The organism is Streptosporangium sp. NBC_01755 (assembly GCF_035917995.1).
Lineage (GTDB): Bacteria > Actinomycetota > Actinomycetes > Streptosporangiales > Streptosporangiaceae > Streptosporangium.
Genome location: NZ_CP109131.1, coordinates 3,085,916 through 3,110,477, shown reverse-complemented (window position 1 = coordinate 3,110,477; position 24,562 = coordinate 3,085,916). Strand labels below are relative to the sequence as shown.

27 protein-coding genes and 4 tRNA genes are annotated in these 24,562 nt (G+C 67.5%); 18 read left to right on the top strand and 13 right to left on the bottom strand.

The window, feature by feature from the left end:
• Window positions 1-80 precede the first annotated feature (80 nt).
• Window positions 81-311 (bottom strand): hypothetical protein, encoded by a 231-nt coding sequence (locus tag OG884_RS14315; protein WP_326645813.1) that lies wholly within the window; start codon window positions 309-311, stop codon window positions 81-83.
• Between the two features lie 241 nt (window positions 312-552).
• Between OG884_RS14315 and OG884_RS14310 the strand changes: the two genes are divergently transcribed.
• The gene (locus OG884_RS14310) at window positions 553-1,149 is read left to right on the top strand and encodes a dTDP-4-dehydrorhamnose 3,5-epimerase family protein (protein ID WP_326645811.1); all 597 of its coding nucleotides are present in this window, start codon (window positions 553-555) and stop codon (window positions 1,147-1,149) included.
• A 228-nt stretch (window positions 1,150-1,377) separates the two neighbouring features.
• On the opposite strand, the gene rfbD is transcribed toward OG884_RS14310, so the two are convergent.
• From rfbD to OG884_RS14290, 4 genes are all read right to left on the bottom strand, one after another.
• Complete coding sequence (gene rfbD / locus OG884_RS14305) at window positions 1,378-2,238, bottom strand: dTDP-4-dehydrorhamnose reductase (protein ID WP_326645808.1); 861 nt, start codon at window positions 2,236-2,238, stop codon at window positions 1,378-1,380.
• Between the two features lie 234 nt (window positions 2,239-2,472).
• Window positions 2,473-2,988 carry an SRPBCC family protein gene (locus tag OG884_RS14300; RefSeq protein WP_326645806.1) on the bottom strand — a complete coding sequence of 172 codons (516 nt, stop codon included), beginning with the start codon at window positions 2,986-2,988 and terminating at the stop codon, window positions 2,473-2,475.
• Window positions 2,985-3,347 carry an ArsR/SmtB family transcription factor gene (locus OG884_RS14295; RefSeq protein ID WP_326645805.1) on the bottom strand — a complete coding sequence of 121 codons (363 nt, stop codon included), beginning with the start codon at window positions 3,345-3,347 and terminating at the stop codon, window positions 2,985-2,987. The genes OG884_RS14300 and OG884_RS14295 overlap by 4 nt, the downstream gene beginning before the upstream one ends.
• A 178-nt stretch (window positions 3,348-3,525) precedes the next feature.
• Entirely contained in the window at window positions 3,526-4,290 is a 765-nt protein-coding gene (locus OG884_RS14290; protein WP_326645804.1) for an IclR family transcriptional regulator, read from the bottom strand.
• Between the two features lie 137 nt (window positions 4,291-4,427).
• On the opposite strand from OG884_RS14290, the gene OG884_RS14285 reads away from it, so the two are divergent.
• The 11 genes from OG884_RS14285 (at window position 4,428) to OG884_RS14235 (ending at window position 14,353) form a co-directional block, all read left to right on the top strand.
• Entirely contained in the window at window positions 4,428-5,792 is a 1,365-nt protein-coding gene (locus OG884_RS14285) for an MFS transporter (protein ID WP_326645802.1), read from the top strand.
• Between the two features lie 48 nt (window positions 5,793-5,840).
• Complete coding sequence (locus tag OG884_RS14280) at window positions 5,841-6,035, top strand: tautomerase family protein (protein ID WP_326645801.1); 195 nt, start codon at window positions 5,841-5,843, stop codon at window positions 6,033-6,035.
• Between the two features lie 48 nt (window positions 6,036-6,083).
• Complete coding sequence (locus tag OG884_RS14275) at window positions 6,084-6,842, top strand: SDR family NAD(P)-dependent oxidoreductase (protein ID WP_326645799.1); 759 nt, start codon at window positions 6,084-6,086, stop codon at window positions 6,840-6,842.
• Window positions 6,835-7,629 carry an alpha/beta fold hydrolase gene (locus tag OG884_RS14270; protein WP_326645797.1) on the top strand — a complete coding sequence of 265 codons (795 nt, stop codon included), beginning with the start codon at window positions 6,835-6,837 and terminating at the stop codon, window positions 7,627-7,629. The genes OG884_RS14275 and OG884_RS14270 overlap by 8 nt, the downstream gene beginning before the upstream one ends.
• Window positions 7,626-8,324, top strand: a complete 699-nt coding sequence (locus OG884_RS14265; protein ID WP_326645795.1) for an SDR family NAD(P)-dependent oxidoreductase — start codon at window positions 7,626-7,628, stop codon at window positions 8,322-8,324. The genes OG884_RS14270 and OG884_RS14265 overlap by 4 nt, the downstream gene beginning before the upstream one ends.
• 61 nt (window positions 8,325-8,385) lie before the next feature.
• Window positions 8,386-9,228 carry an alpha/beta fold hydrolase gene (locus tag OG884_RS14260; RefSeq protein ID WP_326645794.1) on the top strand — a complete coding sequence of 281 codons (843 nt, stop codon included), beginning with the start codon at window positions 8,386-8,388 and terminating at the stop codon, window positions 9,226-9,228.
• A 5-nt stretch (window positions 9,229-9,233) separates the two neighbouring features.
• Window positions 9,234-11,246, top strand: coding sequence for a flavin-containing monooxygenase (locus OG884_RS14255; RefSeq protein WP_326645793.1), 2,013 nt, complete (start codon window positions 9,234-9,236; stop codon window positions 11,244-11,246).
• Window positions 11,243-12,247, top strand: coding sequence for a PDR/VanB family oxidoreductase (locus tag OG884_RS14250; RefSeq protein ID WP_326645791.1), 1,005 nt, complete (start codon window positions 11,243-11,245; stop codon window positions 12,245-12,247). The genes OG884_RS14255 and OG884_RS14250 overlap by 4 nt, the downstream gene beginning before the upstream one ends.
• Before the next feature lie 59 nt (window positions 12,248-12,306).
• Complete coding sequence (locus tag OG884_RS14245) at window positions 12,307-13,515, top strand: cytochrome P450 (protein ID WP_326645788.1); 1,209 nt, start codon at window positions 12,307-12,309, stop codon at window positions 13,513-13,515.
• A 15-nt stretch (window positions 13,516-13,530) separates the two neighbouring features.
• Window positions 13,531-14,190 carry an SMI1/KNR4 family protein gene (locus OG884_RS14240; RefSeq protein ID WP_326645786.1) on the top strand — a complete coding sequence of 220 codons (660 nt, stop codon included), beginning with the start codon at window positions 13,531-13,533 and terminating at the stop codon, window positions 14,188-14,190.
• Window positions 14,096-14,353: an endolytic transglycosylase MltG gene (locus OG884_RS14235; protein WP_326645784.1), complete on the top strand. Its 258-nt coding sequence runs from the start codon at window positions 14,096-14,098 to the stop codon at window positions 14,351-14,353. Before OG884_RS14240 ends, OG884_RS14235 begins: the two co-directional genes overlap by 95 nt.
• Before the next feature lie 326 nt (window positions 14,354-14,679).
• On the opposite strand, the gene OG884_RS14230 is transcribed toward OG884_RS14235, so the two are convergent.
• A tRNA-Lys gene (locus tag OG884_RS14230) sits at window positions 14,680-14,752 on the bottom strand.
• Between the two features lie 116 nt (window positions 14,753-14,868).
• Here OG884_RS14230 and OG884_RS14225 point away from each other — a divergent pair.
• Window positions 14,869-15,492 carry a 3'-5' exonuclease gene (locus OG884_RS14225; RefSeq protein ID WP_326645782.1) on the top strand — a complete coding sequence of 208 codons (624 nt, stop codon included), beginning with the start codon at window positions 14,869-14,871 and terminating at the stop codon, window positions 15,490-15,492.
• 70 nt (window positions 15,493-15,562) lie between these two features.
• On the opposite strand, the gene OG884_RS14220 is transcribed toward OG884_RS14225, so the two are convergent.
• Entirely contained in the window at window positions 15,563-16,720 is a 1,158-nt protein-coding gene (locus OG884_RS14220; protein WP_326645780.1) for an acyl-CoA dehydrogenase family protein, read from the bottom strand.
• Between the two features lie 119 nt (window positions 16,721-16,839).
• Here OG884_RS14220 and OG884_RS14215 point away from each other — a divergent pair, with 119 nt between their 5' ends.
• Window positions 16,840-17,286: a PspC domain-containing protein gene (locus tag OG884_RS14215; protein ID WP_326645778.1), complete on the top strand. Its 447-nt coding sequence runs from the start codon at window positions 16,840-16,842 to the stop codon at window positions 17,284-17,286.
• Between the two features lies 1 nt (window position 17,287).
• Here the strand turns inward: OG884_RS14215 and OG884_RS14210 are convergent, their stop codons facing one another.
• Window positions 17,288-18,583, bottom strand: coding sequence for an MFS transporter (locus tag OG884_RS14210; RefSeq protein ID WP_326645776.1), 1,296 nt, complete (start codon window positions 18,581-18,583; stop codon window positions 17,288-17,290).
• A gap of 168 nt (window positions 18,584-18,751) precedes the next feature.
• Entirely contained in the window at window positions 18,752-19,102 is a 351-nt protein-coding gene (locus OG884_RS14205) for a metallopeptidase family protein (RefSeq protein ID WP_326645775.1), read from the bottom strand.
• 35 nt (window positions 19,103-19,137) lie between these two features.
• Here OG884_RS14205 and OG884_RS14200 point away from each other — a divergent pair, with 35 nt between their 5' ends.
• From OG884_RS14200 to OG884_RS14185, 4 genes are all read left to right on the top strand, one after another.
• On the top strand, window positions 19,138-20,652 hold the full coding sequence (locus OG884_RS14200; RefSeq protein WP_326645773.1) for a metallophosphoesterase family protein: 1,515 nt from the start codon (window positions 19,138-19,140) through the stop codon (window positions 20,650-20,652).
• A gap of 92 nt (window positions 20,653-20,744) precedes the next feature.
• Window positions 20,745-20,817: transfer RNA gene (locus OG884_RS14195), tRNA-Glu, on the top strand.
• A 106-nt stretch (window positions 20,818-20,923) separates the two neighbouring features.
• Window positions 20,924-20,998 (top strand) — tRNA-Asp (locus OG884_RS14190).
• 28 nt (window positions 20,999-21,026) lie between these two features.
• A tRNA-Phe gene (locus tag OG884_RS14185) sits at window positions 21,027-21,100 on the top strand.
• A 711-nt stretch (window positions 21,101-21,811) separates the two neighbouring features.
• Here OG884_RS14185 and OG884_RS14180 read toward each other — a convergent pair.
• The 4 genes from OG884_RS14180 to OG884_RS14165 are packed head-to-tail and all read right to left on the bottom strand — an operon-like array spanning window position 21,812 to window position 24,348.
• Window positions 21,812-22,195, bottom strand: a complete 384-nt coding sequence (locus tag OG884_RS14180) for a tyrosine-type recombinase/integrase (RefSeq protein ID WP_326645771.1) — start codon at window positions 22,193-22,195, stop codon at window positions 21,812-21,814.
• 38 nt (window positions 22,196-22,233) lie between these two features.
• Window positions 22,234-22,785 (bottom strand): hypothetical protein, encoded by a 552-nt coding sequence (locus tag OG884_RS14175; protein ID WP_326645769.1) that lies wholly within the window; start codon window positions 22,783-22,785, stop codon window positions 22,234-22,236.
• A 55-nt stretch (window positions 22,786-22,840) separates the two neighbouring features.
• Entirely contained in the window at window positions 22,841-24,043 is a 1,203-nt protein-coding gene (locus OG884_RS14170; RefSeq protein WP_326645767.1) for a helix-turn-helix domain-containing protein, read from the bottom strand.
• Complete coding sequence (locus OG884_RS14165; protein ID WP_326645765.1) at window positions 24,040-24,348, bottom strand: putative quinol monooxygenase; 309 nt, start codon at window positions 24,346-24,348, stop codon at window positions 24,040-24,042. Before OG884_RS14165 ends, OG884_RS14170 begins: the two co-directional genes overlap by 4 nt.
• Window positions 24,349-24,562: the final 214 nt, after the last annotated feature.

Sequence of the window (24,562 nt, the reverse complement as noted above, 5' to 3'; positions counted from 1 at the left end):
TGGGTAATGGTCGTGACAATTCGTTCATGGCCTCTGCTGACATCCCGACATTGGATAGGTGGGGTGGAGAGCGCGGGACGCTAAGACGCCGGAGCTCTTTCCGCGGCGATGATCACAACAATCCCGAGGATCGCCAGGATCAGGTTCGCGTAGATCTCGTAACCTTCGAGGAAGGCCACGTTGTTGACGATGACGCGGTTAAAGAAGTTGAGCACTGCGCCGAGGACGGGCTGAACGGCGATCTGGTCGATGGCCCCGCTTACGCCTTCGAGGATCATGATGAACCCGATGAGCTGTAAGGATTTACGCACGATTCAACATTAAGGCCGGTCGTGGCGGCGGGAATCGGTCGTCGGCATCTCCCGTCTCAACCGAAGTCGCCGATACGGAACCTGCTTTCCGACTAAAGTATGGGCCGCATCGACTTTGGTATCACGACCGTCGGCGGGATCCCCAAAGCTGACCGTCTGCGGTCAGCATTGGATCGTGGCGGGAAAGGCCACAGCACGTTCTACACGGTCCGGTAAACGGCCGGGATCAGGAGCAGCCGAGATGCAGCCACTGAAAATCAAAGGCGCATGGATTGACGACCCGAAAATCCACATCGACGATCGGGGAGCTCTCCACGAATGGTTCCGCGAGGAGGAGTTCCACGCGGTCACCGGACGGCGGCTGCGGCTCTCCCAGGCCAACTGCTCCGTTTCGCGCCGGGGCACCCTGCGCGGGATTCACGTCGCCGACGTGCCACCGGGCCAGGCGAAGTACGTCAAGTGCGTGCGAGGGGCGATGCTGGATGTGATCGTGGACATCCGGGTCGGCTCACCGATGTTCGGCCAGTGGGAGATGGTGCGCCTGGACGACGAGGACCACCGGGGAGTGTTCCTGTCCGAAGGGCTGGGGCACGGCCTGCTCGCACTGACGGACGACGCGACCGTGATCTACCTGTGTTCGGAGGGCTACAACCCGACCAGGGAGCACGGTATCCACCCGCTGGATCCCGAACTGGGCATCACCTGGCCGGCGGACGTCGAACCGCTCCTGTCACCCAAGGACGCCGCGGCGCCCACCCTCGCCGAGGCGCGCGCGGGCGGCCTCCTGCCCTCCTACGAGGAGTGCCTGGCCTTCTACGCCTCGCACGCCCGCCCTTAGGACCTCACCGGCCCGTCGCGACGGTTTTCGGCCATCGCGTCGGCGCGCCGGCCGCGAACCGTCACCGGGTCTCCGCGGCCCACCGTCGACGGGCGGGCGCGTACCTTCTCAGCGGAGCGGCTTCGCCGGCTCGGGATGGGCCTTACGCAGGGCGTCCCGCCAGGGGCGGAGCGACTCCAGGCCGAGCTCTCGCCACCGCTCGTGCCCCCTCGGCGGGCGCGTACCTTCTCAGCGGAAGGGCTTCGCCAGCTCGGGATGGGCCTTACGCAGGGCGTCCCGCCAGGGGCGGAGCGGCTCCAGGCCGAGCTCTCGCCACCGCTCGTGCCCCAGGACGCTGAAAGCCGGTCGCCTCGCCGGGCGGACGAAGCCCTCGGAGGTCGTCCGGCGCACCCGGTCGGGATCGGTGCCGGACAGCCGGAAGATCTCCTGGGCGAACTCGAACCAGCTGGCCTTTCCGGAGTTGGTGGCGTGGAACATCCCCGCCGCCGAGCCGAGCTCGCCGAGCGTGATCAGCCGGTCCGCGAGGTCCGCGGCCCAGGTGGGCTGCCCGAACTGGTCGTCGACCACCTCGACGGTCTCCCGCTCCGCCATGAGACGGAGCATGGTGCGCGCGAAGTTCGGCCCGTGGGCGCCGTACAGCCAAGCCGTCCGGACCACGGCCGCGGAAGGCAGCGCATCGAGGACCGCCTGCTCTCCGGCCAGCTTGGTCCGCCCGTACGCGCTCCGGGGCTCGGCCGGATGGTCCTCGCCGTACGGGATGGTGGCGTCACCGGAGAAGACGTAGTCGGTGGAGACGTGAACCAGCCGGGCGCCGTGCCGCGCACAGGCCTCGGCGAGCAGCCGCGGACCGTCGGCGTTGACCCGGTACGCCTCTCGCTCCCGTTCCTCGGCGTCGTCCACCGCCGTCCAGGCAGCGCAGTTGACCACGACCCGCGGGGCGAGCGCCTGAAAGGCCGACTCGATCTGGGCCCGATCACAGACGTCCAGGTCCCGGCGGCCCCGCGCGGCGACGCCGTACCCTCGTCCGCGCGCCAGCGCGACCACCTCGTGCCCGAGCATGCCTGTCGCCCCTGTGACGAGCCAAGTCATGACGTCCTCTCCCTGAGCGGTCGACCAGGCGAGTGCTTCCCGGTATCGCGACTCTGATCACTCTAGGTTTGGAAGTCGAGATTTTCGCGAAAAGCGGCCATCATCTATTTCGAGCTGAGCGCCGCGGCCACCGCATCGGTCGCTCAGTCGCCGGACTGCCACCATCACCACCGAGGACTTGCCTGGCCTTGAACAACCATCTTGGCCCCTGAGGAACAGGTCGTCTGGCCCCGGTCAGCGATCGTGTTGGCCGGCTGTGAACGACGTGATCGGCTCCACCCGGACATGGTGTCGCGGCTGTTCAGGGTCGCCAGGTTTCTCGCCGGTACGAGTGTGGCTCGTGGCCGCCGTTTCACCGAGACGACGGAGCATGTGCGCCCAGCCGTCGCCGGTCTCCTCTTCGAGTAGGGCCGGCAAACCGCTGTGGTGGAGGGTGAGCTTGGTGCCGTCACCGTCCCGGGTCAGGGTGACTTCGACCCGGGAGGCCTCGGGTGGGATGTCGGGCGCTCCCGGCGTGGCCTCCCAGCCGAAGGTGAAGACGATCCGTTCATACGGCACGAGCTCCACGAACCGCCCGAGCATCACCGGGCGTGGGCCCTCGTGCATCGCGACCTGCAGGGTGCCGCCAGGGCGGGCGTCCAGCTCGGACGTTCCCCACCATCGCGCCAGGCGTGCCGGGTCCGTGAAGAACCGCCACACCGTCTCGGGACGCGCGCGGATGTGCAACGTCTGCTCGATCGTCCTGCTCACAATGATCCCTTCGCATCCTGGTCGCCGGTGTGCGCGTGTTCTTCTCGTTCGGCCTCGCGCTGGAGGCGGCTGAGCGAGGTGGACCACATCGTCTCCAAGAACGTCACCGCCTCGGCCAGGCCCTCGGGACGTAGTCGGTAGAAGCGGCGGTTGCCTGCGCGGCGGACGTCGACGAGGCGGGCTGCTGTCAGCGTCCGCAGATGCTGGGAGACCGCCGGGCGACTGATCTCAGGAAAGCGCTCGGCGATCTCGCCTGCCGACACCTCGCGGTCCCGCACCAGGACGAGGATGGCGCGGCGGGTCGGGTCCGCCACCGCCCGCAGGGCGTCGTCCATGGCCCACCGCCTTTGTTTGCGCACTGTCTGGAGAGTATGTAAGTGTTTAAGCAACATCTTACATACTTTCGAGGTGAGAGGAATGCGCCATGTCAGGAGACGGCAACACCCAAACCCGGTCCGGTAAAGGCGTCCTCCGACCACGCCGACCGTGATCGACGTGTGACAGCACACGGCGACCGGCCGGCTACCTCACGGTCTCTTAGGTGATGCGAGCGAGCGTGATCCTGCGTTGGGCGTCCGCGGCGGCGTCGATGAGACGCCTGCCGATCTCGGCGAGGTCCGAGGTCTGCATCCGATAGGTGGGCATGCACACGGAGATACCGGCGATCGGCCTTCGGCGGGCGTCGACGATCGCGACTCCGACGCCTCCGACCTCGGGACGGTAGGAGCCGCGGTTGATCGCGTATCCACGGGTGCGCACTCGCGACAACTCCTCGCGGATCTCGGCCTGGTCCGTCATCGACCGCTCGGTATAGCGCTGCAGCGGGACGGCCAGGATCCAGTTGAGTGTTTCGGCGGGCAGGGCGGCCATGAGCGCGAGTCCCGGTGACACGCAGTGGGCGGGGGAGCGGCTGCCGAGGGTGCTGACGGAGCGGACCGGTTTCGGTGAGACCAGCTGATCCAGATAGATGATGTGCCGGCCGTGGAGCTCGGTGAGATGGACGGTCTCCTTGGTGGCATCGTGGAGTTCTTCCAGGATCGGCCGCAACGTGGCCTTGAGGTCGTGCTTCGCCTGCGTGGCGGGCGAGAGGCCGAGGATTCCGGGGCCGAGCCGGTAGTGCAGGTCCGCGTCCTTCACCAGCCAGCCGCGATCGACGAGTGTCTTGGCGAGCCGGAAGGCGGTCGCCTTTCCGGTGCCGAGTCGGTCCGCGAGCTGGGTGACGGTGAGGCCGCTGCTTTCGGCCAGGAGCTCGATCATCGTCAGCGCCCGGTTCACCGATGACAGCGCCTTGGTGTCAGCCATGTTGTTCACCATAGCGGACCGATCCCCGGAAGAAGTGTTCCGCTATGGTGAACAACATATTGCGTACTGAGAAACGTCCTGCATATGGTGCACACCACCCCCCACAACCGCTGGGGCCCCAGCCATAGGAGAACCACGTGGACGATGTCAACGGCGTGCGCAAACGCCAGGTGCGATCGGCTGGCATCGCATCCATCACCGGATGGGCGATGGACCTGTATGACCTCACCGTCATCCTGTTCGTGGCCTCGACCATCGGCCCGCTGCTGTTCCCCGCGGGGAACGCGACCCTGCAGCTGACGTTCGTGTACGCCTCGTTCGCGGTCACTCTGCTGATGAGGCCGCTCGGCTCGGCGCTCTTCGGTGCCTACGCGGACCGCAACGGACGCAAACTCGCCATGCTCGTGTCCATCAGCGGTGTCGGCATCTCGACCGCCCTGATGGGCGCCGTACCCACCTACGAGGCGGCGGGCTACCTCGCGCCGTCGCTGTTCCTCATCCTGCGAATGATCCAGGGCATCTTCGTGGGCGGGGTTGTGGCGTCGACGCACACGCTCGGAACCGAGACCGTACAGCCCGGGCATCGCGGTCTGATGTCGGGCCTGGTCGCGGGTGGCGGCGCGGGTGCCGGAGCCGTCCTGGCGTCGATCGCCTACTTCGTGATCTCCACGCTGTTCCCGGGAGAGGCGTTCGCCACGATGGGCTGGCGGGTCATGTTCTTCACGGGCATCGTCACGGCCGTTTTCAGCTTCTACGTCTACCGCCGGACCGAGGAATCCCCGCTGTGGGCCGCGCGTCAGGACCGTCCCACCCCGCGGAAGTCGCCCCTGCGACAGGTCTTCGCACGTCAGTACCGCACCGTGATGCTGGTCAACACCGCCGTCACCGCCGGTGGCGCCGCGTTCTACTACCTCACGGTGGGCTTCTTCCCGACCTTCTTCGGTGCGAACATCGGCATCGGCAAGACCACCGCGGCGATTATCTTGATCATCGCCAACCTGGGCATCATCGCGGGAGGGATCATCGGTGGCCACCTCAGCGACCGGTACGGCCGCCGTCCAGTGTTCCTCGGGTTCGGGACCGCCACCCTCGTCGCGGTTCCCTTCCTGTACCTGTGGCTGGCGGACCGGCAGCCCGGCGAAGCCGTTGTGATCACGGTGGTCGCGACCGTCATGGCCTTCGTGGTGATGGCGGCGGGGGCACCGATGCTCATTTTCCTCAACGAGCGCTTCCCCACCGAGATCCGCGCCACCGGCACGGGGCTGAGCTGGAACCTCGGCTTCGCGATCGGCGGTGTGATGCCGGCGATCGTCACCTTCTTCAGCCCGGAGGTCAGCGACATCCCCTCCCGCCTGGCGATCGGCATCGCCGCCTTCGCCGTACTGTTCCTGCTGGGGGTGTTCGTCGCCGGCGAAACCCGCCACCTGGGCCTCGGCGAGGCGACCTCCGGTGATGGCTCCGATCGCCCGACGGGCGTGGCGGACCCGGCGGCACGGAACTGACCCACCAAGCGACCGCTACCTTTCCACCGACGCACTCGGAGAAGTGTCATGCCCCTGATCCGCATCAACCACGCCGCACCGCTGAGCCCGGAGGTCATCGAGAACCTGCTCCACACGGTCACAGACGCCTACGTCACGGCGACCGGCTCCGACCCGGCGGCAGTGCACGTGCTCGTGGAGCGGGTGCAGCCGGAGAACTGGGCGGTGGGAGGCACCAGCCTCGCCGCACGGAACGCCCGCTGAACGCCCACTGAACGCACGATGCCCCAACACCGAAAGGACGCCACGACCATGTCCCACCCACTGAGCGATCGAACCGCCGTCGTCACCGGCGCAGGAGGTGGCCTCGGCCGGGCGGTGGCGCGCGCGCTGTCGCGTTCGGGCGCTCGCGTGGCGTGTGGCGACCTCGACGGGCAGGCCGCGCGGGAGACGGCGCACGGCATCGTCTCCGACGGAGGGACCGCGATGTCGTGGCAGGTCGACGTCACCGACGAGGCAGCCGTGCAGGGCTGGCGAGACGAGATCACCACGCGTCTGGGCGCGGCGTCGATCATCGTCAACGTCGCCGGCACGATCGACCGGCGGCTGCTGCTCGACCTTGATCACGACGCGTTCCTGCGCGCCGTCGACGTCAACCTCGGCGGTCCCTACGCGGTTATCCGGGCGTTCGCCAGGGACCTGCTGGATCGCGGGAGCGGCCGGATCGTCAACGTCGCCTCGGTGGCGGGCACGACCGGATACCCGTTCCCCAGCTATGCCGCGTCCAAGGCGGGACTGGTCAACCTGACCCGGTCCCTCCTCACCGACTTCTGGGGAACCGGCATCACCGTCAACGCCGTCTGCCCGGGCGCGATGGACACGCCCATGTTCAATACGGCGCTGATCCCGGAGATGGCACGGCGTAGCCCGATCGGGAGGATCGTCACCGTGGACGAGGTCGCCGCCGCCGTGGAGTTCCTGTGCCAGGACGCCGCGGCCGGAGTGAACGGCGTCGCCCTGACCGTCGACGGCGGCGCCACCGCCGTCATCAAGTACTTCGACAATGAGTGAGGCATCGGCGATGACCACGGGTCCGGACAACCGCGAGGTCGTCGTGCTCCTCCACAGCCTCGGGACGGACCGGCGCCTGTGGCACCCCCAGGCCACGGCCCTCTCCGGCCGATACCGGGTGATCACTCCCGACAGCCGGGGTCATGGAGACACGGCGTGGCGGGGGCCGCTGCGCCTGTCGGACTGGGTCACCGATCTGCACGCGGAACTCGCCCCCGTCTCCCGCAAGGTGCACCTGGTGGGTCTTTCCATGGGGGGTGTCCAGGCGGTGGCGTACGCCGAGCGGCATCCCGATCGCGTGTGCAGCCTGGTGCTCGCCAACACCTTCGCCGGGCTCGCGCCCGAGATCGCCGACCGCCGTATGGAGGCCATCTCGCGGGCCCTGCCCGAGCAGGGCATGGCCGGCTACGCCGAGACCTACCTGAAAGAGACCCTCACCCGGCCGCTCGCGTCCGCCGACCGCGCCATGCTGTACGACGCCATCGCCTCCGTCTCACCCGAGGCGTACCTCGCCTCCGCCGAGGCCACCTTCCGGGTGGACAACACCAGCCGTCTCACCGGCATCGATGTCCCCACGCTCGTGCTCGCGGGAGCGGACGACAACAAGACCCCGCTGCCGTTGTTGCGGGAACTGGAGCAGGGGATCCACGGGGCTACCCTTCGGGTAATCCCCCGCGCCGGACATTTGTCCAATATCGAAAACCCGGAGGCGTTCACCGAAGCGCTGACGACGTTCTTCGCCGCGATCGGCGGCGAGCGACACATGAGGAAGGAACCGGCTCTATGACGGTCACAGTCGTCACCGGAGGCGCGAGCGGGATCGGTGCGGCCATCACACGATCCCTGTGCGCGGACGGGCTGCCGGTCGTCGTCGTCGACCTGCGCGTTCCCGAGGAGCGAGTCGACGGCGCACAGTATGTCGTGGCCGACCTGAGCACCGCCGACGGCATAACGGCGATGTGCGACGGGCTCGCCGCGGGCGGCGTGACCCAGGTCGATCACCTCGTGCACTGCGCGGCGGCCACCCACTGGTCATCGTTCCGTGACACCGGGCGTGAGGTGTGGGAGCGCGTACTGCGCACCAACCTGGAGGGGACCATCGCGCTCACCCAGGCGATCGTCCCGATGATGGTCAGGGGCGGCCGTATCGTGCTGTTCGCCTCTGGCACGGTGTTCAAGGGGCCGCGCAACCTCTTCGCCTACGTCGCCTCGAAGGCGGGGGTCATCGGGTTCGCGCGCTGTCTGGCCGATGAACTCGGCGACGACGAGATCACGGTGAACGTGATCAGCCCGGGCATCACCGCGACGCCGATGATCGCGTCGATGGCGCATACCGAGGAGCAGAACATCAGCACTCGCTCGCTGAAGCGCCGCGCCTACCCGGAGGACATCGTCGGGCCGGTCAGATTTCTGCTCTCCCCGGGCGCCGCCTTCGTCACCGGCCAGACGCTCTGCGTCGACGGCGGCTCAGTAAAGCACTGAGCACGCCCTCACCGACAAACAACCCAGAAACATCACAGGACTAAAGAGGAAGGGCATAAGCGTGACCAAGCCCAGTCGCCCCGTGCAGACAGTCATGGCCGGAGGTTTCCGCACCGCCTATGTCGAGGCCGGTGACCCCCAGCGCGACACGGTCGTACTCATTCATGACGGCGGTTTCGGCACCACCGCGGAACTCTGCTGGGGACCGGTGATCGACGCCCTGTCCGCGGACTTCCACGTGGTCGCGCCGGAACTCCTCGGCTGGGGCGGCACCGACAAGGCCGTCTTCCTCGACCGGTCCCCCTACGCGGCGCGCATCGTGCACGTCGCCGCCTTCTGCCAGGCACTGGGCATCGACCGGGCACACTTCGTCGGTGCCTCCTTCGGCGGCTCCCTGCTGCTGCGGGCACTGGTGGAACCCGGCCGTCCCTGGCCGGTCGACCGCGCCGTCAGCATCTCCGGCACCGGTGGACCGTTCCGAGTCCCCGAGGGCATCGCCGCGCTCGCGGACTACGAGCCCAGTCTTGAGGCGGCCGAGAAGATGACCCGGTTGATCGTCCGCAGCACCGAAGGACTGGACGACCACATCCGCCGGCGGCATGAGAACAGCCTCATCCCCGGCCACTGGGAGTCGCTGATGGCACCGCGGCTGAGCAACCCCGCCGTGCAGCGGCAGCTTCCTCCGGACACCTTCCTTGATCGGATGCGCGAGCTGGAGACGCCGTTGCTGCTCGTCGAGGGACGGTACGACACGCTTCTGGAAACCGGATGGTCCAAGAAACTGACCGATCTCGCACCCGGGGCGACCAGCGTGGAAGTCGACTACAGCCACGAGCCGAACATCGAGGCGCCGGAGGAGACGAGCCGCATGATCGCCGAGTTCCTCCAGAAGAAGGCGGTGTGAAACCGATGCCGGCGCAATCGGGGCCCAGCGATTTCATCGCTTTCACCGAACCCGACTACGACGACGTTCTGCCGATCACCGAGGACGACGACTTCATCGCCCGGGCGTTGGCGGATGCGGAGCTGCCCGCCCTGCTGGCCGCGCTGGCACTGGTCGACGACGAGCCCGAACTGCTCGGCGACGATCTCAAGCCGCCACTGCCTCCCATGGACTCCGTGATCGCTCCGCAGGGGGGGATGAGCGCGGCGAGCCAGGAGCGCGCACGCGCGGTGGCGCTCCAGGCGCTCATCCGTCTTCGGGACCGGGGGTCGGTCCGCGCCGCGGAGCCGAGCGCGGAGCCGAGCGCGGCCGCCCTCAACCGCATCATGCGGTTCCTCACCAAGGACGCCGGACCCGAATACATCCCGCTGCTCCGCCACGAGCTGGGTCTTCCCCGCGACTACGGGACACCGGGCTGGTCGAAGCAGGACATCGCCCCGGAGGCGGACTTCACCGTCGCCGTCATAGGGGCCGGCATCTCCGGCATGGCCGCCGCGCACCGCCTGCGCCAGGCCGGTGTGCCGTTCGTGATGTTCGAGAAGAACCCGGAGGTGGGCGGCACCTGGTGGGAGAACGTCTATCCCGGGTGCCGGCTCGACACCCCGAACTATGCCTACAGCTACTCGTTCGCGCAGAAGCCGGACTGGCCGCAGCAGTTCTCCGAGCAGGTGGAGATCGAGGCGTATCTCCAGGACGTGGCGACCCGGTTCGGGCTGCGCCCGCACATTCGTTTCGGCACCGAGGTCGTCGAGGCCTGCTTCGACGAGACGAAGCAGGGATGGGATGTGACCGTCCGGGACTCCGACGGCAACACCCGCACCCACCACTTCCAGGCGATCATCACCGCGGTCGGGCAGCTCAACCGCCCCAACATCCCCGACATCCCCGGCCGGGACACCTTCGCGGGCCGCTCGTTCCATTCCGCGCAATGGGACCGGGAACTCGACCTCACCGGCCTGCGGGTGGCAGTGATCGGCACCGGCGCCAGCGCGTACCAGATCGTGCCCGCGATCGCCGACCAGGTCGAGCACCTCACGGTGTTCCAGCGCAACGCGCCGTGGATGCTGCCCACACCGACCTACCACGATGACATCCGTCCCGGCATGTTCTGGCTGCTGCGTCACGTGCCGTACTACGGCCGCTGGTACCGGTTCTGGCATTTCTGGCTGGCCGCCGAGGGCCGGCTGCCGTTCGTCCAGGTCGATCCGGACTGGACCGATCCGCACTCGACGTCCGCCGCGAACGCCGCACTGCGCAGCCAGCTGCTGGAGCGCCTGAAGATCCAGCTCGCCGACCGCCCGGACCTGCTGGCCAAGATGACCCCCACCTACCCGCCCGGGGCCAAACGGATGACCCGGGACAACGGCGTGTGGGCGGCCGCGCTGAAGCGGCCGCACGTCGACCTCGTCGTCGACCCCATCGAGGCCATCACCGAGAAGGGGGTGCGGACGGCGGACGGGACCGTGCACGATGTCGACCTCATCGTCTACGCCACCGGCTTCCATGCCTCGGACTACCTGGAACCGATGACGATCCGCGGACGAGACGACGCCGACCTCCACGAGTACTGGGGCGGAGACGCCCGTGCCTACCTCGGGGTCACCGTGCCCAGGTTCCCCAACCTGTTCATGCTGATGGGGCCCAACACCGGCGTGGTGGTCAACGGCAGCGCGATCTTCATGGCCGAGTGCGCGGCCGAATACACCGTCGCGTGCATCGGGGAGCTGCTGCGATCCGGGTACCGGTCCCTCGACTGCCAGGAGACCGCCCTGAAGGAGTTCTGCGACCGGGTCGACGCCGGCAACAAGCTCAAGGCCTGGGGTGCCGTTCAGGTCAGCACCTGGTACCAGAACCGGTTCGGGCGGGCCTCCCAGGTCTGGCCGTTCTCGCTGCAGGAGTACTACGACATCACCCGCGCACCCGACCTCGCGGCCTACGAGCTGCTCGGCCACCACCCCGAACAGGAGACGGCCAGGTGACCGACGACGAGTTCTCCGTCCCCGCCGGGTCCGTTCCCGCCGGGTCCGTTCCCGCCGGGACGGACCAGGCCACCGTGCGCGTCACCGCCAGAACCCAGGTCGCCGACGACGTCGTCGCGCTGACTCTGGAACACCCCCAGGGCGACCGGCTGCCGGCCTGGACCCCGGGCTCACATGTGGACCTGGTGTTGCCCAACGGCCTGACCCGCCAGTACTCCCTGTGCGGTGACCGGTGGGACCCGTTCACCTACCGGGTGGCCGTTCTCCGCGAACCCACTGGCCGCCGTGGCTCCGCCTGGGTGCACGACACCCTGCGGCCCGGCGACCTGCTCGGGCTCGGCGGGCCCCGCAACCACTTCCCGATGGTGCCCTCGGACGAATATCTGTTCATTGCCGGAGGCATCGGGATCACCCCGCTGCTGCCGATGATCCGGCAGGCCGACATGATGGGGGCCGAGTGGAAGCTGCTGTACGGCGGGCGGCGGCGCACGTCGATGGCCTTCCGCGACGAACTCGAGCGCTACGGCGACCGAGTGCGTCTCGTACCGCAGGACGAGTACGGCCTGCTGGACCTGGCCACCTGGCTCGGCGAGCCACGAGAAGGGACGAAGGTCTACTGCTGCGGCCCCGCCCCCCTTCTTGCCGCGGCCGAGTCGGCCTGCTCCCCGTGGCCGGAGTACACGCTGCGTACCGAGCGGTTCACCCCGCCGGAACTGGACGCGCCGGCACGCAAGGGGCCGTTCGACGTCGAACTGCGCCGCTCAGGCAAGACCGTCACCGTCGATCCGGACGTCTCCATCCTCGACGCGGTACGCGGCGTGGGCATCGACATGCTCTCCTCCTGCAGGCAGGGCACCTGCGGCACCTGTGAGACCACGGTGCTCGACGGTATTCCCGACCACCGTGACTGCGTCCTGGACGAGGCGGAACGCGCGGCAGGCGACTGCATGCTCATCTGCGTTTCCCGCTCCCGCACCGACCGCCTCGTCCTGGACCTGTGACCGACCGCCTCGTCCTGGACCTGTGACCGAGCGTCCATCACGCCTACCGGAGCCCAACCATGACCTCCATCCGCCAGGATGCCGCCGCCCTCCCCACCAGTGACATCGACCCGTTCGACCACGAGAACCTACGCGACCGAACCCCCATGCAGATCGCCCTGCGCGAGGCGGGCCCGGTGGTGTACCTGAACCGCTACGACGTCTACGCGCTGGGCCGCTATGACGAGGTCGGCGCAGCCATGGTCGACTGGCAGCACTTCCAGGTCGGTGCCGGTGTCGGCCTGGCCAACTTCCATACCGAGAAGCCCTGGCGTCTCCCTGCCATGCCGACGGAGTCGGACCCTCCCCTGCACGACGCCCCTCGCCGCGTACTCAGCAAGATCCTCAGCCCGCGAGTGCTGCGGCGGGTGCGCGAGCAGTGGACCGCGGACGCCGAGGAACTCGTCGAACGCCTCGTCGCCGCGGGCGGCGAATTCGACGCCATGCCCGCCTTGGCCGCCGCCTTCCCGCTCAAGGTCTTCCCCGACGCGGTCGGCCTGCCCAAGGAGGGCCGGGAGGACCTCCTGGCCTACGGTGACCTGGTCTTCAACGCCTTCGGCCCTAAAAACGACCTTTTCACCCGCAGCGCGAACCGGCTGGCCGAACTCTCCGCATGGGTCACCACCCTGTGCGCCCGGGAGGTTCTCGCCGAGGGCGGTTTCGGCGCCGAGATCTGGGCCGCCGCCGATCGAGGCGACCTCACTCAGCAACAGGCGCCGCTCGTGGTGCGCTCACTGCTGTCGGCCGGGGTCGACACCACCGTGCACGGGATCGCCGCGATCCTGCACGCTTTCGCCACGCATCCGGAGCAATGGCAACGGCTACGTGAGCAGCCGCAGCTCGCGCGCGTCGCCTTCGACGAGGCCGTACGCTGGGCCTCCCCCCTGCAGATGGTGTTCCACACCACCGCCACGGAGACGGCGTTCGCCGACGCGACCATCCCCAAGCACAAAAAGATCCTCATGCTGCTCGGTGCGGCCAACCGCGATCCTCGCCGGTGGCACAATCCCGACGCCTTCGATCTCACCCGCGATCCGTCAGGCCACCTGGGTTTCGGCATGGGCATCCACCAGTGTGTCGGCCAGCATGTCGCCCGACTTGAGGCCGAAGTCCTGCTCACCGTCCTCGCGCGCCGCATCAAGCAGATCGAGCCGGCCGCTCCGCCCCGCAGAGGCCTCAACAACACACTGCAGACCTGGGAGTCCCTCCCCATCCGGGTGAGCACGTGAGGTCCCGCCTCCGTTATGCGCGGTCTGCGCTTCTTGCTTCGTGACCGGGACAACGACGCGCGGTTCACGGTTGGCGGGCCTGCCTGGTCCATCCTGAACGGTGCTGAACGTCCCTGTAGTGCAGCCGGAGATGCAACCTGCGACGGTCCTCGGTCGCCGACGGATCTGTCGTGGGTGGATGGCAGGATCATCGCCATGACAGACATTGATGATCTTTTCCGGCGGGTGTCAGTGAAGGCGGGGACTCCCGGAGAACCGTTGCCTCCCCCTGCGACGGCGGAAGAGGTGGCACAGGCGGAGATCATCTTGGGTTTCGGACTCCCTCCCGTACTCGCACGGCTCTACTGCGAGGTGGCCAACGGAGGCTTCGGCCCTGACTACCAGCTCTTTCCGCTCGCGGGAGAAGGGCGTACCGCAGTGAACGTCTACCGCGAGGAACGCTCGATGTCGGAGTCTGGCGGTGAAGTGCATTGGCCGGCGGATGTCCTGCCGATCCTGGACTGGGGATGCGGCATGTACGCCGCCGTGGACTGCCGGAGCTCCGAGGGCACCGTGCTGGTCTTCGAACCGAACGGGATCGATGTTCGGCGTCAGGGTCTCGAAGGAGGATCTCAAGAGCCGGTCGCGGTACAACACCTATGCGCGCCTCGGCCTGCCGCCCGGTCCCATCTGTAACCCGGGCGCCGACGCCATCGAGGCTGCCCTGAAGCCGGCCGCTGGGCCCTGGCTGCACTTCGTGACGACCGATCCGGAGAAGGGCGTCACGAAGTTCGCCGACTCCGAATCCGGGTTCTTCAAGCTGGTCCAGGAATACAACAAGAACCGCAGGACCGGGTGATGGAGCGGCGCGCCGCAGTCCTCGGTTCACCGATCGGGCACGCTCCCTCTCCCCGTACCTCCATCGGGCCGTGCGGCGGCGCGCCGCGCCGCCGCCTTGATCGTCCTTCTCAAGCTCCACAAGGAGTCCCAGAGGCTCGAACGGGAGGCGGTCATTCCCAGCTCACCACGACCAAGCCACCCACATCACGGAGACGCTCGCGATCGAGGCGGCGGGTCGGATGGGACGGGCGCTGTGGGACGGCTGACCGCAACCTGACGGCGACCATTGCAACCCTGGGCAGACTTCCCGAGTTGGAAATGGGAAGTCTGCCCAGCTCATTGGGGTAGGGCGCCTGGGACTCGAACCCAGAACCTACGGATTAAAAGTCCGCAGCTCTAACCATTGAGCTAACGCCCCGCAGGTGACAGCGTACCGAGGATAGTGTCCACTAACGTCCGTCGCCAGGCCCATTCGCGGTCACCTGTTTGCGGAACGGCAGGTGGAACGCGGGACCGGCTCCTAGAGTGGCGGGCATGACGAGCTCGGGGCTTGAGCCCGCCCGCAACGCACATGTCTCCACGAGGCAAGGGTATGTCGTGGTCGACGTGGAGACCACGGGTTTCTCGCCGTCCAGGGGTGACCGGATCTGTGAGATAGCGCTCATCTCGCTGAACGCCCAGGGCGAGACCGTCGACGAGTGGCACTCACTGGTCAACCCGAGGCGCGGCACAGGGGCCGTGCACGTTCACGGCATCACCGGTGCGATGGTCGCGGGCGCGCCGATGATCGAAGAGTTGCTGGACGAGGTCTGGCAGCGGATCGCCGGCCGGGTCCTGGTGGCCCACAACGCCCCCTTCGACCTGCGCTTCCTACAGCGCCTTCCCGGCAGCGAGTGGGTGACCGAGACCCTGTGCACCCAGCGGCTGGCGCCGGGCTTCATCCCCGACGGCAGGTGGACGCTCGCCGCGTGCTGCGAGCGCGCGGGGATCCCGCTCCTCGGCGCCCACGCCGCGCTGGCCGACGCCCGCGCCACCGCCGAACTGCTCCGGTTCTACCTGCGTACGGGAGTCTCCTGGGCGGAGAAGCTCGAGCAAGCGGCCCAGGCCCCCGAGTGGCGTCCCTGCGGGATGCCCCAGCGCCACCCCCGCCGAAGGTAGCCCGAGCACGCCGGACACGGGCAGAGCGTACGCCAGGGCCCTGCGGGACCTTCAAAGGTACGCGGAGGCGTCAGCGGTAGGCGGGGATACCGGTCAGCGCCTCGCCGAGCACGAGCGTGTGGATCTCCTGGGTGCCCTCGTACGTCAGCACGCTCTCCAGGTTGTTCATGTGCCGGATCACCGGATACTCCAGCGTGATGCCGTTGCCGCCCAGGATGGAGCGTGCCTGGCGGGCGATGTCCAGGGCGGCGCGGACGTTGGCGAGCTTGCCGAAGCTGACCTGGCGGGGGGTGAGGGTCCCCGCGTCCTTGAGGCGGCCCAGGTGGAGCGCGGTGAGCTGTGACTGCCCCAGACCGACGTACATCCAGGCGAGCTTCTCCTGGGTCAGCTGGAAGCCGCCGATGGGCCTGCCGAACTGGACGCGGGAGGTGGAGTAGTCGACCGCCGACTCCAGGCAGGCGCGGGCGGCGCCCACCACGCCCCACAGGATGCCGAAGCGCGCCTCGGACAGGCAGGACAGCGGGCCCTTCAGGCCGCGCACCCCGGGCAGTACGGCGGAGGCGGGGAGGCGGACGTCGTCGAAGTAGAGCGACGAGGTCACCGAGGCCCGCAGCGACATCTTCTTGTGGATCTCCGGGGCGGTGAAGCCAGGGGTGTCGGTGGGCACCACGAAGCCGCGGATGCCGTCCTCGGTCTGCGCCCAGACCACGGCGACATCGGCGACGGAGCCGTTGGTGATCCACATCTTGGCGCCGTTGAGTATCCAGTCGCCCGAGGGGTCCCGCTTGGCGTGGGTGCGCATGCCGGCGGGGTCGGAGCCGTGGTCGGGCTCGGTCAGGCCGAAGCAGCCGATCGCCTCGCCCGCGGCCATCCGGGGGAGCCACTCGTCCTTCTGCTCGGCGGAGCCGTACTTCCAGATCGGGAACATCGCGAGCGAGCCCTGCACGGAGACGAACGACCGCAGCCCGGAGTCTCCCGCCTCCAGCTCACGGCAGGCCACGCCGTACGAGACGGCGTCGAGGCCCGCGCAGCCGTACCCCTGAAGGTGCATGCCCAGCACGCCGAGCGAGCCGAGCGCCGGGGCGAGCTCGCGGGCGGGGAAGGCGGCCTCCTCGAACCAGTCGCCGATGTGGGGGAGCACCCGGTCCGCGACGAAGGCCCGTACGGTGTCGCGGATGAGGCGCTGCTCCTCTACGAGCGTGTCGTCGATACGCAGGAGATCGTCCATGGGTTTTCCTCTCTATTCGGCCCTGTCAGGGTATTGCCGGTGCGAGGAGGGGGCGGGTCAGGGTTGGGCCAGGGGGAATCCCGATGTGATGAGGACCCGCCACCGGGCAGTCTTAACACATGAACGAAAACGACTTTTCCGGCGTCAAACAGCTCCGCAGGACCAGGGACGGGCGCATCGTCGCCGGTGTGGCCTCCGGCCTCGGACGCTACATCGGGGTGGACCCCAACATCATCCGCGCGGCCCTCGCCATCGTCACCTTCTTCGGTGGCCTTGGGGTGGCGATCTACGCGATCGGCTGGGCGCTCCTGCCCGAGGAGAACAAGGACAGGTCGGTCCTCCAGGACCTGATCGACAAGAACAAGGACAACCCGATCTGGGTGGATGCCAAGAACAAGGCCGAGCAGGGCTGGGCCAAGGCCACCAGCCGGCACCACGCGCCGCACCAGCAGGTCCCGCAGTACCCTCCCTACCAGGCTCCTCAGGCTCCTCAGGCTCCTCAGGCCCCTCAGACCCCGTACGGCACGGTGCCGCCGCGCGGTGACGACCCCCGCCCCCAGGGGTGAGTCAGGAGTTCGCCTCCGCGCGAACCCTCTCGATGATCTCCCTGCGGGATCCCCTCCAGAGCATGGCCAGCGCGGCCGCCACGGCGAGTCCGGTCGCGCCGGCCAGTGCCACCACGATCTCGGGGCCGAGGTGGTCGGCCGCGGCCCCGCCGAGGAGGATGCCGACCCCCTGGGAGGCCAGCAGCCCCGACTGGACCAGACCGAATGCCTGTCCCCGCCGTTCGGCGGGGACGCACTGCACGAACGCGGCGTTGGCCGCGAGCTGGTAGGCCCCGCCCAGCCCCGAGGCGAACCAGAGCAGCAGCACCACGGGCAGCGGCGGCCGCGCCGCGCACAGGATCAGCGGCGCGCAGGTCAGCATCGCCATCCAGCCCATCGCCCGCAGCCGGTTCGACGGGCTGACGTAGCGGCTGAACAGAAACGCGCCGACGACGGTACCGGTGGGCATGGCGCCCATCAGTAGACCGGTGACCAGGGAGAGCTGCTGGGGATTCCTGGTCAGCTCACCGGCGTACGGAGCCGCGATCCCCTCGGGGAGCACGTAGAAGCCGCAGAGCCAGGCAAAGAGCACCAGCGTCCGTAGCCGGGGGTCGCCGAAGACCAGCCTGGCACCGGCGCGGGTCATCGTCCACATCGAGGGCCGGTTCTCATCGGCGGAGACGGGGGCGGGACGCCGCCGTACGCCCGAGACGATGATGAGCGCGGAGGCCAGGAAGGTCGCCGCGTCCAGGGCCAGCGCGCGGTACGGCCCCATTCCCATGATCAGGACACCGCCGAGGGCGAAGCCGAGCATCTGCGCGCCCTGGTTGGTCATGTTCTGCAGAGCGGAGCCCGCGACGTAGCGGTCGCCCGTGAGCAGCTCCGGCAGGAGCGCCGCCCGTGCCGCGGAGAACGGCGCGCTGAGCAGCACCACGCAGAAGACCAGCACGCACAGCATGGCGAACGAGGTGCCGGGGATCGCCATGAGCGCGACCAGGAGGGCCCTGAGCACGTCACAGACGAGCATGATGCGCCGGCGGGAGTGGCGGTCGGCGAGTCCGGCGAGAAGCGGCCCGCCGATGATCGGTGGCAGGTAGGTCAGGGCATAGACCGACGCCGTGGCCAGGGGCGAGTCCGTCCGCTCGAAGACCAGGACGGACAACGCCACCCGGGAGAGCTGGTCGCCGAGCAGGGAGAGCCCCTGGCCGATCCAGAGCGCGCGGAACTCTCCGATGGCGATGACCTCGCCGTAGGTCGCTTGGCGTTCCGCCGGACGGCGGTGCCGCCCGGGTAGTCGGCCGGACTTGGTCGCCGCCATAGGACTCCGCTGAGCTCGCAGGCACACTGACTGTGGGTGTTCACTGTGTAACCTACGGTGCCCGCTATAAGGCCGACGCGCAACCGAAAGCAATCAAGCACATGCAAACTGTAATGATAAGCCGTGGTATTTCGGGAACGGTGGTTTTGATGTGTTGTACGGGGCTAGTTACCAGCCCAGCTCGTGCAACCGGTCGTCGTCGATGCCGAAATGGTGGGCGATTTCGTGGACGACGGTTATCTGCACCTCTTCGATGACCTGGTCCTCGGTCTCGCAGATCGAGCAGATCGGCCTGCGGTAGATCTCGATCCGGTCGGGTAGCACTCCTGCGTACCAGTCGCCCCGTTCGGTGAGGGGAATGCCGGTGTAAAGACCTAGAAGATCTGGTTCGGGCGGGTCGTCGACGACGACGAGCACCACGTTGTCCATCACTTTCGTCAGCTCGGGGGGGATGGTGTCCAGGGCCTCGGCAACAAGCTCCTCAAACTTCTCCCGCGAGATCTCGATCACACCCGTCATTCTGCCCCGGTGCTTCCGGGTAGAGGTGGAGGCAAATGAAATTCGCTGATTGGACCCAGGGGAGCCGTCGACTCGCAGGCGGTCTGGCCACCGGTCGGATCGCACGCGGCATGGCCGTCGTCGCCGTCGCACTGGCGGGTGCGTGGCTCGGAATCATGCTCGGCGGGGCGGTACGGTCCAATGTCGGTCCGGTGGAGCTCGGCATGTCGGCGGAGCCCTCGTGGACCGGGGAGACCGTCGTGGACGCTCACCCTTTCGGCACACTTCTGTTTGACACCCACAACGCCCCGGTCGGCCTCCGGGTGACCCTGGAGAACATCAACCCCGAGCGGGCGCGCGGATTCCTGGACGACCCGAGGCTTTCGGCGGACCGGCTCCCCGCACTCCTGGAGGAGGAGCTGGGCAACGGCGTCAGGACGCTGATCGTGCGCGCCGCCTTCTGTGGCCTGGCGGGTGCCCTGGTCACGTCCCTGATCGTCTTCCGCCGCCCCGGACCCGCCCTCGCGGGCATGCTGGGCGTCGCCGTCGCGATCGCCGGCACGGGCGCCGCCATCGCCCTGACCTTCCGGCCGGACTCCGTGGTGGAACCCAAGTACACCGGCCTGCTGGCAGGCGCCCCGACGCTGGTCGGCGACGCCGAGTCGATCGTGACCAGGTTCGAGTCCTACCGGGTCCAGCTCGCCAAGCTCGTCAACAACGTCTCCCAGCTCTACGACGTCGTCTCCGCGCTGCCGGTCTACGACGCCGACCCCACCTCGATCCGGATACTGCACGTCTCCGACATCCACCTCAGCCCCATCGCCTGGAACCTCATCCGCTCGATCACCACCCAGTTCAAGATCGATGCGATCATCGACACCGGCGACCTGACCGACCACGGCACCGGTCCCGAGGACAAGTTCGTCGAGGAGATCGGCACCTTCGGCGTCCCGTACGTCTTCGTCAGGGGCAACCACGACTCCATGACCACCCAGCGGGCCGTGGCGAAGCAGAAGGGCGCGGTCGTCCTCGACGACTCGGCAAAGACCGTGGCCGGGCTGCGCGTCTACGGCCTGGGCGACCCCCGGTTCACCCCCGACAAGTCCGTCTCCGTCGACTCCAACCTCGAGTCCCTGGACGCGCTGGGCCGCTCCCACGCCGCCGAACTGGCCCGGCTCCCCAAGCAGGTCGACCTGATCGCCGTCCACGACCCGACGATCGCCAAGGGATTCTCCGGTGCGGCCCCGATGATCCTTACCGGCCACTCGCACGAGCGGTCCACCGAACTGCTGCCCTCGGGCAGCCGCCTCCTGGTCCAGGGATCCACCGGCGGCGCCGGTCTGCGAGCCCTCGAACACGACGAGCCCACCCCCGTCGCGGCCTCGGTCCTGTACTTCGACGCCGACACGCACCGCCTGCGGGCCTGGGACGACATCACCCTGGGAGGGCTCGGTGAGCAGTCGGTCCAGATCCAGCGTCACGTTGAGACCGAGCCTGGCCGTACAATTTCTCCTGTGCCGACGATCGCCCCGTCTCCAACGGGGTCCATCGCCGTCACACCGACGCCGTAGGCCGGAAAGCCGCTTTGGCAACGGGGCAAAAGTCCCCTATGCTTCAGAGGTCTCCAGCGGAGCACGGCGACGGAACGGGACGCAAGTCCTGAGCCCCCATCGTCTAGTGGCCTAGGACACCGCCCTTTCAAGGCGGCGACACGGGTTCGAATCCCGTTGGGGGCACCGGCAGAGCCCAGGCTCGCCAGGGAAACGGAAGGTCGAAGACCTCCGAAGAACTGGTAGGCTGGCAAAGCCAGAAAGGCGGGGGACAAAAGCCCCAGCCAAGCAAGGTCCTGTAGAGCAGTTTGGAGTGCTCGCCACCCTGTCAAGGTGGAGGTCGCGGGTTCAAGTCCCGTCAGGACCGCTTAGGTAGGTGTTCGATCCACCACCAAGGTCAGGTAGCTCAGTCGGTACGAGCGTCCGCCTGAAAAGCGGAAGGTCGGCGGTTCGACCCCGCCCCTGACCACAGCAGCTGAGCAGCACAAACGCCCCGAGCGAACATCGTTCGGGGCTTTTTTTGATCTCCGGTGAGAGTAACGAACTCGCATACTCAGGAAGCAGTCCTTCCCTGCCGAGGTGAGTGGTCCTCCTGATCCACGCTGGGATCCGACCTGTAAATCTTGTGGAGTCGTAGAGCACTTGTATCGCAACACTCCGGACCGAAAACCAGGTGCACATCATGAGCGATGGTACGTACTCCGCGCGCTTCGTCGCCGAATACCAGTTCCGGGGCCTCTTTCCAGGCGCATCCTGTCGCGTCAAGGGCGTTGAGCACCTCTGAGACGGTGAGGCGGGAAGGCGCGGGTATGTCCCCTCCGCAGAGGGCATCAGGTAGCATGACCGACTCGCGCCAAAGGGGGAGGCCCACCTCCACCACGAGTCCGTGGCAGATCAGGACTTCCATGTCGTGCCAGAAGTGCAGCCGAGGTCGCCAACGACGAGGTTTTGAATCGTGCATTCGGTCGTGGAAAGGCCCGATCAGTTCTTCGACATTCTGCAGTGTCATCCCGCAGCGCAACGGGCCGAGCCGACCGCTGTCAGCGAACCGCACAACCAAATCAAGCACTTGAGTCACCAGGTCAGAGAAGCAGATGCCCTGGGTGTACAGCCACAGAAATACGTCAGGCCATCGTCCGCCAAGTCGGGACGATGGCCTACGAAGATATGAGCTGTTGGCTTAGCCGAGAGCGTCACCGAGTTTGCCGAGGGCGTTGCGCTTGTCGTTGTGGGAGACGTGGGCGTAGATGGTCATGGTCACTTTGATGTCGCTATGGCCGACGATGTCGCGGACGACCTGGGGCGGTACGCCGAGGTTGAGCAGCAGGGTCACGCAGGTGTGGCGGAGACCGTGAAAGCGCATGTCGCCGAGGCCCGCGGCCTTGCGGATCGCTCCCCAGCCTCGCCGGAGGTTGTCCGGCTCCATCGGCATTCCGCGCCGGGATGTGAAGACAAGGCCGTGTTCCTCCCAGTCGTCCCAGTCGTCCCAGCGGTCGGAGCGTTCGGTGAACTGCTGCTTGCGGTGTGCCCGAAGCGCTTCCGCACAGATAGAGGGGAGAACCACGCACGCCTGGTCCCGTAGACGAGGCTGGGCGATCACCACTAGTCCCAGCCCGACCACGCGTACCAGGGGCCGGAGATCGGATCGAGCCGCTCCAGGCCGTCCTCGGACATCTGGCCCGTCGGGTTCCATGCGAAACCTGCCGACGTGCTTATCTGCCAGTCGTCGATGCTGAACTGGGCTCCGCCATCGGGTGTGGCCACTGACCAGCAGATCGGATAGAGACCCACCAGTCGGCACTCGTGGGAGGAGGTACCGCTCCGGGCCACGGCCTGGGCATGGTCGGCCAGGGCGGACTTTGACAACGCGAACCGTACCTGGAAGGGGATGTCGGCGGTGATCGCCAAAGCGGTGCAGCTGGCAATGATCCATGGCATCAACCAACGGAGCATGTTCGCCTCCATCGCGTTGATGTCGGTCAAAAGCGCCGGGATGGCCCGGATGATCCACAGTAGGAAGAGCGCGCCCCCCGCGAAGAACACCCAAAGGGATAGTTCGACGTACGGGTACGGCGCGCTGGCCCACCATAGGCACACGAAAGCCGTGAACGAGAACGCCGTGAGCAACGGCCATCCGGGCGGCTTGGTGATCACGGCGCCACCTTAGCGATCAGCCGAGCAATACCAACAGTCGGCGTAGACGGGCTGGTTACGCCCCCACCCGATCGGCAAGTCCTCGTAGCTCGGGTGAGGGTGGATCCTGCATGGCCAGCAGGTCGGACACCAGTTGGTGAGTGGTGCGGTGGTTCTGTATCTGCTCCGGGGTGATGGCTTCGGCCGCCAGCAGCGCGGATACGGCTTGGTCGATCTGGCGGCGTTGGGCATGCGCGCGGGCAAGGTCCACCTGGAGCCGGGCACACCGTTCGTTCGAGAGCGTCGAGGTGTCCACCGCTGTCCCGACCCGGAGTGCGTGACCGGCGTCTCCCAACTCGACCGCCACGGCCACCTCGTGAAGCGCGACATTGGCCGGCCCGAACTCGGTGTTGTAGTCGTTGCGTCCTTCTTCCAGCTGCCTCGCGACCTCGCGAGCCCGCGCCAGGTGCTGGTACGCGGCATCTGCCTCGTTCAGCCGGGAAGAAGCCACGGCTCGCTGCAAGGTAAGACCACCCCACAGCGACATGGCCTCGGGATTGCCCTCGTCGACCAGGAACCACAACGCCTCGGCGGCCGTCCGAGCTGTCTCCTCCACCTGGTCGAAGTGGCGTGCGCCCAGGAAGACGAAGCCGAGCCGGAAAGCACCGGCCGCCATCATCAACGGGTTACCCGCCCGCTCTGCGGCGACGATCGCCCGGTCGGCGGCGATCCACGCGGCCTCGGGCTCACCGAGCTTGGCGAGCGCCGCCGAGCACGCCTGGTAGGTCACCGCGAGCAGTTCGAACAGCTCCGCCCGCCGCTCCTCGGGGGCCGATCGGGCGGCGGTCTCCAGTGCGGGCACCAGGCCCCGCAGCAGGTCGGCCAGTTCCACATACCGGCTCTCGTGCGTCAGCGCCCAGGCCCGGTCGACCTGCGGCTTGATCTCCGACGTGGCCAGAACGGGTGCCGAGTGCAGCATGGCCCGCAGGGAATGAGCCCCCGACAGCACTAGGCGCAGACCGGCCGTTCCCGGTATCTCCTCAGCGGAGGCGGCGACCACCGGTGCCTCCGCGGCCAGCTCCGACAGCGGTATGTCGAGAGCCTCGGCGACCTTCTCCAGGACCGACATGCGATCGACCTTGCGAACCCCGCGCTCCACCTGGGAGATCCAGGCCACCGACCGATCGACCAGCCGCGCCAGCTCCGGCTGTGACAGGCCGCGCCGCTTGCGTTCCTGGGCGATGCGCCGCCCCAGGGCTCTTTGGTACTCGGTGCTCACCCCGCCGTTCCCTTACCGGTCTGGAGGGTCAGCCAGTCGACCTCGACCGAGGCCAGCAGTTCTTCCCGAGCAGTCAGGAACCGCCGGGTGTGCTCCTGCTTCTCGTGGGTGTCGAAGGCCGGCCGATCCTGGTAGAGCTCGTAGAAGATCCGCTGGAGCGGCTGACCGTCGACTCGGTGTGATGCGTACACCAGCGTTCCCGGCTCACCTTCGCAGATCTTCTCGATGCTCTCACCGACCAGCTGATCGAACGCTGTGGCGCTTGCCTCGTCCTTACAGGTGAAGCGGACCATCAGACCGAACATGGGTGTCCTCCTTCGTCGCAGCCTCTAGAAGATCAGTACTTATTGTACGGCACAAGTACTTCAAGTAGCTTGCATGAGAAGTGCTACACACGTACTTTAAGTATCAGTCATAGGTGTGAGTGGTCCTGACCTGCTTGATCGTGAGGTGAGCCGACGATGATCCCACCCTCAGGCAGCTGTGAGGGCACCAGAAGATGGCACCGAACCTTCCCTG

Coding starts and splice junctions, on each gene's coding strand:
- OG884_RS14210 (WP_326645776.1), bottom strand. CDS start 18,583: ATGGCGGCGACCAAGTCCGGCCGACTACCCGGGCGGCACCGCCGTCCG.
- OG884_RS14270 (WP_326645797.1), top strand. CDS start 6,835: ATGAGTGAGGCATCGGCGATGACCACGGGTCCGGACAACCGCGAGGTC.
- OG884_RS14275 (WP_326645799.1), top strand. CDS start 6,084: ATGTCCCACCCACTGAGCGATCGAACCGCCGTCGTCACCGGCGCAGGA.
- OG884_RS14255 (WP_326645793.1), top strand. CDS start 9,234: ATGCCGGCGCAATCGGGGCCCAGCGATTTCATCGCTTTCACCGAACCC.
- OG884_RS14215 (WP_326645778.1), top strand. CDS start 16,840: ATGAACGAAAACGACTTTTCCGGCGTCAAACAGCTCCGCAGGACCAGG.
- OG884_RS14235 (WP_326645784.1), top strand. CDS start 14,096: ATGTTCGGCGTCAGGGTCTCGAAGGAGGATCTCAAGAGCCGGTCGCGG.
- OG884_RS14290 (WP_326645804.1), bottom strand. CDS start 4,290: ATGGCTGACACCAAGGCGCTGTCATCGGTGAACCGGGCGCTGACGATG.
- rfbD (WP_326645808.1), bottom strand. CDS start 2,238: ATGACTTGGCTCGTCACAGGGGCGACAGGCATGCTCGGGCACGAGGTG.
- OG884_RS14200 (WP_326645773.1), top strand. CDS start 19,138: ATGAAATTCGCTGATTGGACCCAGGGGAGCCGTCGACTCGCAGGCGGT.
- OG884_RS14280 (WP_326645801.1), top strand. CDS start 5,841: ATGCCCCTGATCCGCATCAACCACGCCGCACCGCTGAGCCCGGAGGTC.
- OG884_RS14220 (WP_326645780.1), bottom strand. CDS start 16,720: ATGGACGATCTCCTGCGTATCGACGACACGCTCGTAGAGGAGCAGCGC.
- OG884_RS14310 (WP_326645811.1), top strand. CDS start 553: ATGCAGCCACTGAAAATCAAAGGCGCATGGATTGACGACCCGAAAATC.
- OG884_RS14225 (WP_326645782.1), top strand. CDS start 14,869: ATGACGAGCTCGGGGCTTGAGCCCGCCCGCAACGCACATGTCTCCACG.
- OG884_RS14205 (WP_326645775.1), bottom strand. CDS start 19,102: ATGACGGGTGTGATCGAGATCTCGCGGGAGAAGTTTGAGGAGCTTGTT.
- OG884_RS14245 (WP_326645788.1), top strand. CDS start 12,307: ATGACCTCCATCCGCCAGGATGCCGCCGCCCTCCCCACCAGTGACATC.
- OG884_RS14165 (WP_326645765.1), bottom strand. CDS start 24,348: ATGTTCGGTCTGATGGTCCGCTTCACCTGTAAGGACGAGGCAAGCGCC.
- OG884_RS14265 (WP_326645795.1), top strand. CDS start 7,626: ATGACGGTCACAGTCGTCACCGGAGGCGCGAGCGGGATCGGTGCGGCC.
- OG884_RS14240 (WP_326645786.1), top strand. CDS start 13,531: ATGCGCGGTCTGCGCTTCTTGCTTCGTGACCGGGACAACGACGCGCGG.